Below are 11,849 nucleotides of genomic sequence, written 5' to 3' on the forward strand. Positions count from 1 at the left end.
AGAGATAAACACACCAAATCATTATAATACTGCGCAAATAACAACGTCCTTATAAATACAATTTTAAAGAATAGGTTTAAGAATGAAAAAAGCAGTGGCTCTAGCACTATGTACCGTATTTGCCTCAAGCGCTTATGCAGGCGCAACTGACTCAGGTATCTATATTGGTGGTGGGTTTGGCCTTACAGAAAGTAAGATGGAAAATGTCGATGAATCTCGCGTTCCAACAATGGATGGTGAGCGAGCGTTGAAAGTGTACGGAGGCTATCAATTCAACCGTATCGTGGCAATTGAAGCCGGTTATACGCATTACGGTAAATTAAGTACGTCGTCAGACACCGATGCTTCCGCGAGCCCAACTAGCTTGTCGTTAGCGGCAAACCTTGGCTACACGTTCGATATCGGTCTTCGCCCATTTGCGACAATCGGTTTATCCCGAGTTGGAATGGAGCTCAAAGATAACGGTCAAACAAAAGATGACTGGGCTACTGGGTTGCGTTATGGCGTGGGGGTTGAGTACTCACCTCAAATGATTGACGGCCTTGCGATGCGCCTTGCTTACGAAATAGATGCATTCAATGTAGAAGTGGCACCAGACAACACCGACGTATTTACTGTTGGTGGCCTATATCTAGGCGCTTCATACAAGTTCTAATCCGTCATCGCTAGATGAGTAACTAAAAAGACCGCTGAACATTCAGCGGTCTTTTTTATTTCAGAGTCACGGTTACCACATCAAATCATCGGGTATCGCGTATTCTGCGTATGGGTCATCTTCCGCTAGGACTTCTTCTTTAACATCATTCTCGAGTACTGTCGTCGAATCACGTTCAGCAATTTTCTTCGCCACAATCGTCGGAATCACAACGTAAGTCTCTTCATAACGCGCAATCGATAAGATGCCTTTCGCTAACTGATCTCGCGTCTCTTGCACGACGTACAGGGATTTCACTAGGTTACCATCCGTGAAATTGTATTTAATATCACCGTGCTTGTTGTCTATCTTGTTCATATTGAGCAGCTGCTTAACCTGAGCAAGAATTTCCTTGCTCAATACCAACTCATCACGCTCTTTATTCAGCTGTTTATCACGCTCAACCTGCGCGGCTTTATTTTCTTCCACAGCGGCTTTAGCTTCACGGGCTTGAACACGTGACTTCTTTGAGCCTTTCTTGGCTTTTTTCAGTTTCTTCTCGTTAACTAAACCAGCTTTTAGCATCTGTTCTTGGAGACTTAGTTTGGACATAAATAACAGGCCTATAAAAATTTTCATTATCTGCTGCGATGATCCCAAGAAATGACGCGTTGAGCAAGCCTGAATAGCAACTTTCCTGCTATGTATAGATAAGAGTAACTGAAACCACTCGCGTAAAACCATCGCATAAAGCAATTGTACAAAAACAATGACACAAAACAAAAAGAGCCTGCCAAGATAAACTCAAGCAGGCTCTACAAATGACTCAGACAAGCCGTGGGTTCATCTGGCTCTTTGATATTTGAATATATGGACGGGTAATCAAACGCTTTCTATACGATAAAGCTTGCGCCTTCTTGTGCACTCGATACGGTATTGCGCATCACTGAGAATAGGTTGCGCCCCCACTCTTGTTGTTGTGATTCCGTATTTACCACCGCCGGCGTTCGTCCTGTCATATCGGTCAGGTTTTCTAACGTTCCTGTCTGACAATCTAAGCGAATTATGTCGCCTTCTTGCACTAACCCAATCACGCCGCCGCGCACCGCTTCTGGTGACATATGAATGGCCGATGGAATCTTACCTGATGCGCCCGAGAGACGGCCATCGGTGACAAGAGCCACTTGATGCCCTGCTTTTTGAATATTCCCTAAAATCGGCATCAGTTTATGCAGTTCAGGCATACCGTTTGCCGCGGGGCCGTTATGCGTCACCACAATCATGCAATCTTGATTGAGCTCACCATCATGGTACGCTTTTTCAACATCATGCTGAGATCGAAACACCTTGGCAGGCGCTTCAATCAGCCGATAATCTTCCGATACCGCAGAGACCTTAATGACCGACGTCCCCAAGTTCCCATTGAGTACTTTCGTCCCACCACTTTGACTAAACTGCTCATCTAATCGTGAGATCACAGCGCCATCCGTCGATTCCTCAACAGGCGTCCAAATCAATTCTTCACCTTGTAAACTTGGCAGCGACATTTGGGAAGCAAATGACCCAAACACAGGTTGAACATCTCGGTGCAGTAAGGATTCCGAATCTAGACGTTTCAGTAATGCAGGTACCCCACCTGCGTCATGGAAGGCGTTCACATCAGCCGGGCCATTTGGATAGACTTTAACCAGTAACGGCACGACATCTGACAGGTCGCTCATGTCCTGCCACGTTAAAATAATACCTGCCGCTTTTGCGACCGCAACCATATGAATGGTGTGATTCGTAGAACCACCGGAAGCAAGCAGTGCAATCACACCATTGACGATATTCTTTTCATCCACCACTTTATACAACGGTCGATAATTTGGCGTAGCCTTCGCCATTGAGGCTATCGATACCGCTGCAGACTTTGTCAATGCACGTCGCAGCGCGGTATCGGGTTGAACAAACGCCGATCCCGGTAACATCAATCCCATGGATTCAAAAACAAGCTGGTTGGTATTGGCAGTGCCATAAAAGGTGCAGGTTCCCGGTGAATGATAGGCGCTGCATTCCATCTTTAATAACGCATCATCACCCACTTCACCCGAAACATATTTCTGGCGAACGTCGACTTTTTCTTCGTTACTGATGCCTGTTTTCATTGGCCCAGCAGGGACGAAAGCGGTGGGTAAATGACCGTAAGTCAGTGCGCCCATCAATTGCCCCGGCGCAATTTTGTCACAAATACTGAGCAGTAATGTGGAATCAAATACGTTGTGACTCAGTGAAATCGCCGTGGCTTGTGCAATCACATCGCGAGAAAAGAGCGACATGTCCATACCCGGTTGGCCCTGCGTCACGCCATCGCACATCGCTGGCACGACGCCCGCGACTTGCGCGGTATGACCATACTCAGACAGCGCCACTTTAATCTCTTGTGGATACCCTAAATACGGTTGGTGTGCGCTCAGCATATCGTTGTACGACGACACCAAACCAACGTTTGAACGAGTAAAATTGAGGATTTGATCTTTTTCACTCTGACAAGAAGCAGCGACCGCGTGAGCCAAGTTACCACATGACAACTGAGTACGGCCTTTGCCTAGCGACTCCTGGCGCTTCATCGACTCAAGATACTGACTTCTTAACACTTTACTGCGCTCAATAATGCGTGAGGTGACCTCTCTGACTACTTGATTAACCACGTGAAACCTCCAGAGCAATCGCTGCTTTCGTTACCACTTCATCCATCGTACAGTCGATATCTACAACCACCGTCTGTGGTTCAGTATCTGGGCGTTCCAACGCATCAAACTGACTTTTCACCATATTTTCTTTCATAAAGTGGCCTGAGCGATTACGCATACGCTCAAGGATCAAATCATAACTACCATCTAAAAATAGAAAAGTAACATGTTCATTACCCTCTCGAATTTGATCTCGGTAATGGCGTTTTAATGCAGAGCAAACAATGATGCCGTGTTCATTTTTGCTTTCAAGGCTATAGGCCGCATCGCGGATACGCTCCAACCAAGGGGCACGATCATCGTCGTTAAGTGGCTCACCTGATCCCATTTTTTGAATATTCGCTCGTGGATGAAGATCATCACCATCGATAAACTTTCGGCCCAATTTCTGCGCCAACATTGCCCCTATTGTGGTTTTTCCTGATGCGCACACGCCCATCACTATTACACTGCTACCCGCCATATTCTTATCCCCTAATCCAAGCCTATGTTGAATCCTGATTTTAATTAATTCGTCAATATGGGTTTATATTATGCATGTTACTGGTAACATGTTACCAGTAACTTAAATAAGTGTGAGCTACGACACAATTAATTATTTCCCAAGCAGAACATGGATCGGCTAATCGTAGATATAGAAGCGTATATCATCACATTGAAAACACCTCGACAAACCTTGTTTTTTCACAACAATTCAATTGGTTACACATAAAAACTACGTTGTATAATTTCGACTATGTATCGTAAAACCAAGTGGCACGTTACGTCGGCTTTCTCAATGATGATTAACCTTAGAGAAGTCTTAGCTCGTTTTTGTCTCTTAACCACCAGCGTACTTCGTGTATAGGTAAACTTGCTTCGTGCTTCGTGCTTCGTGCTTCGTGCTTCGTCAGAGGGTTGAGCTAAACGTTAAGCCACCTCTCAATCACGGGTAAACAGTATTGCTGGAAAAAACAAAATCCTTTATTGTTAATCAATTGTTTCAACTCAGCACTTAACCACTATGTCACTGGATTTTCTACAGCTTTTATTGCTTTTTAGTGCCGGAGTTTTCGGTGGCATTCTAAATTCGATTGCCGGTGGCGGCAGCTTTATCACCTTCCCTGCCCTCATCTTCGTTGGCATTCCTCCTATTATTGCTAACGCGACCAACACCTTTGCTTCTTGCGCCGGTTACCTCAGTGGGACTTTTGCGTTTCGCCGCGAGATCATCAAAGACCGCTCCAATCTGATCAAAATCGTATTGCTCAGTGTTTTCGGTGGCTTCAGCGGTAGTTTGTTGCTGATCTACACAACGGAGCAGCAATTTTTGTATGCGGTACCGTGGCTTTTACTCGCGGCTACCCTGTTGTTTATCTTTGGCGATAAAGCTAACCGAGCACTGCAAAAACTTTCGACTGGTGATACTCATCATGGTGGATTCATCACTGTTTTTCTTGGCTTGTTTTTGTTCTCTGTCGGGGTGTTTGGCGGATTTTTCAACGCTGGGTTAGGTGTAATTGGGTTGAGCTACCTCGCGATTGCAGGCTACCGCGACATCAATCTCATGAACGGGCTAAAACTACTGATCTCGACGTGTGCTTCTGCAATGGCCATCGTTATTTTTATTTTTACCGATTTGATTGACTGGAGCTCAGGGCTTACCGTCATGCTAGGTACATTAACAGGCGGCTATTTCGCGGCGCATTTCTCCCAACAGGTGCCTCAAATCATTGTGCGTCGCTTTGTTACCTACAGTTCCATATCCATCACCCTGTATTTCTTTTACAGCACCTACCTATAAACGAGCATTATCTCTCGTCTGGGTTTATGCCTTCTTTACCTAACTCAGGCTGTCTTCTGACATTGCCGTAACCTTAAGTAAACTGGATATGTTACTCATATCCGCTAGCCTAATTACTATCAATACCCTTTATTTGAGGTCTACATGTCTGTACGAAGTCTTCTTCTTTTGTCTATCGTTTCTAGTACCGTGATAGCAAAACCTGATCCCTTTCCTACCTTACCTAATAGTGAGGGTGACAACTTTATGGTGAGCGCCACCAATCCTTATGTCACGAGTACTGGCTATTCTATTTTGAAACAAGGGGGCAATGCGATTGATGCGATGGTCGCCATGCAGCTTGTCATGGGTGTGGTCGAACCGGATATGACCGGCATTGGTGGGGGCACGTTTGCTCTTTACTATGACAATAAAAACAAAAGCTTCACCGCTTACGACGGCCGTGATGCGGCGCCCGCCAGTGCAACGCCGGACATGTTTTTAGACAGCAATGGTAAAGCCATCAGCCGCAACGATATACTTGGCCCACGCTCGGTCGCAATTCCTGGGACGCTCAAACTGCTTTACAGCACGCACAAGGAACATGGCAAACTCGATTGGCAACAGTTGGTGCAGCCCGCCATCAACTACGCTGAAAATGGCTACGCGATGAACAGCTATACCTACGACATCGTCGTTCGTGAAAAAACGCGACTCATCCATGATCCAGAAATCAAGGCGCTGTATTGGGACGATAAAGAAATACGCCCAACCGGCACGAAAATGACCAACCCCAAAATGGCGGCAACACTGAAAAAGATTGCAACTGAAGGTGACCGCTACATGTACCAAGGCGCATTTGGACAACATATCGTCGACACCGTCAACGCTCGCCTCAAAGACAACGAAAGTAAGCTCACCCTAAAAGACTTCACCGACTACAAAGTAAAGCAGCGCGATATTGTGAAATCTGGTTACCGAGGGCACGACATCGTCTCCTTTGGTTACCCTGCCTCAGGGGGAGTATTGGTTTCTCAATCTCTGGATATGTTGGAAAAGTCCGACATTGCCAATATGCCCTATACCAATGCCGAACCATGGCGACTAATGGTTGAAGCCATGCGACTTGCAAAAGAAGATCGCATCGCCTACGCCGGGGATCCTAGCTATGTCGATACACCAGTAAAAGAGCTGCTAGCCGAGGGTTACATCGATGATCGCTATGAAATGATCCCAGAAGAAGGCGCAGGGAAATCCAAAGACATCACACCAGGAAAGGTGAGCGATACGGTTCCTGCTAATCATGAAGGATTTGAAAGCCAAGATACCGGACATATCTCGATTGTCGATAGTGAAGGCAATGCCATAGCCATGACCAGTACTGTTGGCACCGGGATGGGTTCGGGTGTGATGGTTGATGGTGTATTACTCAATGCGCAAATGGCCAATTTTTCTTCTATCCCAACGCTTAATGGTAAGCCAGTTCAAAATGCCATTGAAGCAGGTAAACGCCCACGATCAGCCATCACCCCTCTTATGGTGATGGATCCAAACGGCAAACTAAGGTTGGTTGTTGGTAGCCCGGGCAGTTCACAGATCCCTGGCTATGTGCTGAAAACCATTGTGGGGGTGTTAGATTGGGATCTGTCGGCTCAAGCCGCTATCGACTTACCCAATATTCAGTACGGCACCAAGATTGATCGCACCAAGCCTTACAACCCAACCGGGCTTTTGGTTGAAAAACGCACTTTTGCGGAATCACTTGTGCCTGAATTTACTGAGATGGGGTACAAGGTTCATGTTATTCCTGTTGTGAGTGGGCTTAATGCCATTGAGCTAAAAGACGGCAAAATTTACGGCGCGTCAGACCGACGCCGAGCGTCGACGTCTTTGGGTGAATAACGTCACCTCGTCCAGTCGAACGTAAAAAAGCACGCCCTGTTAAAGAGGGAGTGCTTTTTTCATTGGTTATAGGGTGCCCGTTTTACCGGGCTAATCGAGGCAATCGATTATTTGAATGAGTAGTGTGCACCAACACCCGCAGATAAATCGGCTTTCGTCTGTTTACCCGCCGTTTCATAAGCGGTGGTAAATGAAGCACTCCAAGACTCGTTGAAGCGGTATGCACCACCAATCGCTAATGCTTGCTTGCTTCCCGCCGCACCGATACCAGCACCAACCGCAAACTCACCAACATCGTAAGCAACAGGACGGGCGTTAGTGACCGCATGCATGGTTGCTTTCACACCGTCATAGCGCTCTTTCATTTCTTCGCCTTGTTGCTTAAGCGCAACCTCAAGATTATCGATTCGACCGCTGTTTTGAGCAATTGCAGCCGTATTGTCAGCAATAGAGGCTGTATTTTTATTTGGTGGAGTAGGCTTGCTTGGCGGAGTAGGAGCGCCAACACCGTAGTCAGGATCATTATTACCAGTATCGCCATTGATGATTCGACCATTGGCATCTTTCGCATTCTCTACGCCCCAACGATTTTCGTCATGCTCTGCGATAGCATCATCAACCGCGATACGCATATCTGATTTAGATTGGAAGCCAAGCTTGACTGCGTCTACGTCCGTCGCGTTCTTGAACTCATCAGAATTGCGGATAGACTTAAGACCTTCGTTCATCAAGTGGTCATGAGCAGACAATGTACCGTTTTTGTCAGACTTAGATGCGAACTTATCAGTATCACCTATCGGATTACCGCCATTTTTGATGACTTCAACAGCATATTTTTCTGCTGCTGCTTTACGTGCTTCTGGGCTCTCAGCTTTGAAGTAATCGCTAACCGTCTTGTTCCCTGAGTTGGCGCCAATAAGAGCACCAGAGCCTTGAATAAGCGCATCATCCTGCTTGTTACCATTGCCAGGCTTGTCGAAGTCATAACCCTTATCAACAGCAAAAGCAGAACCAGCAGAAAGAACAGAGATAAGAGTTAGTGCGATAGTAGATTTTTTCATTTTAAATAGTCTCAATAAATATATTGAGCCGTCCGTTGCATCACGTAATCTTCCGAACCCTTCGTTAGATATAAATAAGTTCAATGAACTAGGTGTCTAGTACATTTCGGTTGTGGACTATACGGAATGAAATCGAATGGGTTAAAATGGTATCTATTAACAGATCGGTTAGTTATTTATGAAATGTTTTGTTACATGGTTGCCATCAGTATTATCTTTTGTATAAACACAAAAAAGCCGAGCTTTCGCTCGGCTTTGGGTGGTTATCGCTTGGGGAGAATCGATAACTAATGTTGAACTTTTCGATTAAACGATACGTAAACCGCCTTGAGCGATAGCAAAACGACGGGCACGAGTGTAAGACAATGCGTTTGTGATGCCTTCACCGGTTGGACCAGCGATGGTGAACGTTGACGTCCCTTCTGCGTTGTAACCGACACCCGATAGTGTTGGGCCGTTATGAGCGAAGATTGTTGTGTTGATTGCACGACCGAACTTCGTCACGTTCTCGATGTTGCCAGAGTAGATGCAAGAAGAGTGCTTGTTGCCACGCTCTGCCGCAACGGCGCGCTCAACCGCTTCATCGATGTTTGCACAACGAACAACAGGCAGTACTGGCATCATTTGCTCAACGTGGACCAGCGGGTGATCGTTCTCAACAACCATAACGGCTAGACGAGTATCAGAGTCAATACCGATTGATTTCAAGATGTCACTTGCATCTTGACCAACGTGCTCTTTCACTGGATGCCATACACGAGCGATTTCTTGTGCTGTACATGGCATAGCGCCGTCAATTTCATCCATCGTTAGGATTTCAGACGTCAGCTTCTCAGCTTCATCTGCAGACAGTACGTAAGCGCCCGTGGTTTCGAGTTTCGCTAGGAACTCATCAGCAACTGAATCTTCAACGAAAACTTCTTTCTCACCGATACACAATAGGTTGTTATCGAAAGATGCACCGCCGTATACGCCAGCCGCCGCTAGGTCTAAGTTAGCAGAAGCGTCTACGATGACGGGTGGGTTACCCGCGCCCGCGCCGATACCTTTCTTACCAGATTGTAAAATCGCTTTCACTAGACCAGGGCCACCCGTACCAACCAACATGTTGATCAGTGGAGATTTAGCGATTTCGTTAAGCGTTTCTAGCGTCGGCTCTTTAACCATCGTAATAAGGTTCGCTGGGCCGCCCGCTTCAACGATAGTTTTGTTTAGCATATCAACCATCACCGCTGACACGACTTTTGAAGATGGGTGAACGTTGAACGTGACTGCGTTACCAGACGCTAGCATGGAGATCGCGTTGTTCACGATAGTTTCTGTTGGGTTAGTGACTGGCGTCACTGCACCAATAACACCGTATGGTGCACGCTCTTCTAAAGAGATACCGTGATCACCCGACCATACCTTCGTTTCTAGAACTTCCGTACCCGGCGTTTTTACTGCGGCTAACTGATGCTTTGCGACTTTCTCTTCTACACGGCCTAGCTTTGTTTCTTCACGAACCATTTTTGCAAAGTCTTCTGCACGCGCCAATACTGCTCCACGAATGGCAGTAAGGATAGCTTCGCGACTTTCTTTTGTAGAGGTAGCATAAAACTCAACTTGAGCGTTATGCGTTGCTTCAATCGCAGCGTCCACTGTCGCGAATACACCTTGGGCGTTATTCAAATCAAAAGACATAGTCATTACCTTATAAAGAATCAGTGGCTAGGCACTGTAGTTAATATTGTTTAGCTAATCGTTAGCTATTGCGCTTTCTTGGTAAAATGAGTGTGTGAGCGCACCAAGAAAGTGATTGCAATTTAATCGAATAAACAAAGTGGGTAATGTCACTCAGTGTCAAAAACATTGAACGAATTGTTATTGATTTGTGACACAGATCCGTTTGAAAACTTGACAAGTACAATGGGGAATAATGAAAGGGGCAAGACATAGATGATACTTATTAAATCATATACTTGCAAAGATTAACCGTATCTAAATCATCGAAAAAAGTCTCCTAGACACTTTAGAGCAATAATCCCAAAACACAACCCACACCCACCCCTCATGAATAAAGTAACGTTAATGCAACACAATAAGCCTCAATGCGTAAGATTTATTGACGGTGGGTGACGTGATGGTTTTACAAACAATCGATACCATGATTATCAGTTAAAGCACTTATAAATTTGAATTCCAATTCGATAGAGGCAAGATATGAAGCATCAAGTTCGTTTAGAAGAATCTGTAAACCACTTAAGTATGGTCCTAGAAGAGCAACAGCAACTTCTTAAAGAACATAAAGCAAATATGAACTATGCCGAACGTCTTCACACTATTCTTACCCCTACTGATGAGCTCACTACTCAAGGTGATGATCTACTGATCGGCGGCTGTAGAGCCACTGACCTTATCGAGCAATACGGCAGTCCACTATTCGTACTAAGCGAAGATACCCTCCGTAACAACCTGCGCCGCGTTAAAAATGCATTTAGCAACTACTGGCCACAGCCGGTTAATGTCATGTTTGCCATCAAATCAAACACTAACTTCGCCGTTCGTGCTATTTGCAACGAAGAAGGCGTTGGCGGTGACTGTTTCGGCCCCGGTGAAGTTGAAGCCACACATTACGCCGGTGCAGACCCAAAAACCATCGCTCTTAATGGCACGGTGAAGCCTGAACTCGCAATCCGCAAAGCGATTGAATACGGCTACGCCGTTCACCTCGATTCTTACGAAGAAATTGAAGTCGTTGAGCGTATTGCTCGCGAAATAAAGCCGACAGAAAAGGTACTCATTGGTGTTCGCCTAAAAGTACTTCCAGAAGACTTCTTTGGTGACTTCACTGCCGACGCTTACCCATTTCCAGATTTCAAAGGCGCAATGAAATGGATCAAGTTTGGTCTTCTAAAAGAAGAAGCAAAGAAAATCATCAATAAAGTCAAAGACATTGACCTTTTTGAATTCTACGGTTTTCACACTCACTTAGGCCGATTTTCAAAAGACCCATCGGGTTGGGATGCCTTATATCGCCAATATGCCCGTGACATTATTGACATCTCTCGCGCATGTGAAGTTCAGCCATTCATGATGGATCTTGGTGGAGGTTGGCCACGTGAGCGAGAGCCTGAATGCCGCAGCAAAGACAATCAAATGAATACTAACACCATCGAGGACTACGCCAAGATCGTATGCCAAGGTATGTTAGAAGAATTCAATCGTGCCAGCTTTGCACTTCCACAGTTGTGGTTAGAGCCTGGTCGTTATATCGCAGGCAATATAGGTACATTGCTAACGTCAGTTTACGTAGTCAAAGACGACCAAGAAATGGACTATACCTACACCATGGTCGATGCATCAACGTATCTAGCAACGCTGGTAGAATCCCAAGAGTCGAAAAACTGGGTATTACCAGCCACCAAGATGACACACACGTTGCAGCAAAAACCAACTGAAATTGCAGGACCAATCTGTATCCCTTCCATTTGGGAAAGCGGAGCAAAAATGCCGGCTCTTAAACCTAAAGATATCCTCGCGATTATGGATGTAGGTCATTATGCTGAATCGCAAGCGAGCCAGTTTAATTCACTTCCTCGCCCCGCAACGGTGTTAGTCAAAGAAGGCCAAGCGGAGTTGATTAAACGCGCAGAAACCGTCGAAGACGTGTTTGCAACACAAATCCTTCCGGAGCGTTTTAAGAAGAAGACGACGACGGTAAAGAAAAAGGCGACGAGAAAAACGGCGGTAAAAAAACCAGCAACCAAGCCAGCAAC

At 45.8% G+C, this 11,849-nt stretch carries 9 protein-coding genes; 4 read left to right on the forward strand and 5 right to left on the reverse strand.

All coding sequences use genetic code 11. The features are described from left to right. Positions 1-82 precede the first annotated feature (82 nt). Positions 83-655 (forward strand): porin family protein, encoded by a 573-nt coding sequence (locus AB4405_RS19025; protein ID WP_372062386.1) that lies wholly within the window; start codon positions 83-85, stop codon positions 653-655. A 72-nt stretch (positions 656-727) separates the two neighbouring features. Here AB4405_RS19025 and AB4405_RS19030 read toward each other — a convergent pair whose 3' ends face one another. From AB4405_RS19030 to AB4405_RS19040, 3 genes are all read right to left on the reverse strand, one after another. Beyond that, complete coding sequence (locus tag AB4405_RS19030) at positions 728-1,246, reverse strand: DUF2058 domain-containing protein (protein ID WP_102468144.1); 519 nt, start codon at positions 1,244-1,246, stop codon at positions 728-730. Between the two features lie 281 nt (positions 1,247-1,527). Further along, on the reverse strand, positions 1,528-3,324 hold the full coding sequence (gene edd, locus AB4405_RS19035) for a phosphogluconate dehydratase (RefSeq protein ID WP_372062387.1): 1,797 nt from the start codon (positions 3,322-3,324) through the stop codon (positions 1,528-1,530). Next, entirely contained in the window at positions 3,317-3,829 is a 513-nt protein-coding gene (locus tag AB4405_RS19040) for a gluconokinase (RefSeq protein WP_372062388.1), read from the reverse strand. Before AB4405_RS19040 ends, edd begins: the two co-directional genes overlap by 8 nt. A 540-nt stretch (positions 3,830-4,369) precedes the next feature. Here AB4405_RS19040 and AB4405_RS19045 point away from each other — a divergent pair. Further along, the gene (locus AB4405_RS19045; protein ID WP_372062389.1) at positions 4,370-5,149 is read left to right on the forward strand and encodes a sulfite exporter TauE/SafE family protein; all 780 of its coding nucleotides are present in this window, start codon (positions 4,370-4,372) and stop codon (positions 5,147-5,149) included. Between the two features lie 144 nt (positions 5,150-5,293). Continuing rightward, positions 5,294-7,030, forward strand: a complete 1,737-nt coding sequence (gene ggt, locus AB4405_RS19050) for a gamma-glutamyltransferase (protein WP_372062390.1) — start codon at positions 5,294-5,296, stop codon at positions 7,028-7,030. Positions 7,031-7,137: 107 nt separating this feature from the next. Here ggt and AB4405_RS19055 read toward each other — a convergent pair whose 3' ends face one another. Both AB4405_RS19055 and AB4405_RS19060 read right to left on the reverse strand, forming a co-directional pair. Next, complete coding sequence (locus AB4405_RS19055; protein ID WP_372062391.1) at positions 7,138-8,091, reverse strand: YadA C-terminal domain-containing protein; 954 nt, start codon at positions 8,089-8,091, stop codon at positions 7,138-7,140. Positions 8,092-8,397: 306 nt separating this feature from the next. Further along, the gene (locus AB4405_RS19060; protein WP_372062392.1) at positions 8,398-9,774 is read right to left on the reverse strand and encodes an aldehyde dehydrogenase; all 1,377 of its coding nucleotides are present in this window, start codon (positions 9,772-9,774) and stop codon (positions 8,398-8,400) included. Between the two features lie 519 nt (positions 9,775-10,293). Between AB4405_RS19060 and AB4405_RS19065 the strand changes: the two genes are divergently transcribed. After that, positions 10,294-11,849: diaminopimelate decarboxylase (locus tag AB4405_RS19065; RefSeq protein WP_372062393.1), on the forward strand; the 1,556-nt coding region annotated here is incomplete at its 3' end.

The sequence above is a fragment of the Vibrio sp. 10N.261.51.F12 genome (assembly GCF_041471725.1).
Lineage (GTDB): Bacteria > Pseudomonadota > Gammaproteobacteria > Enterobacterales > Vibrionaceae > Vibrio.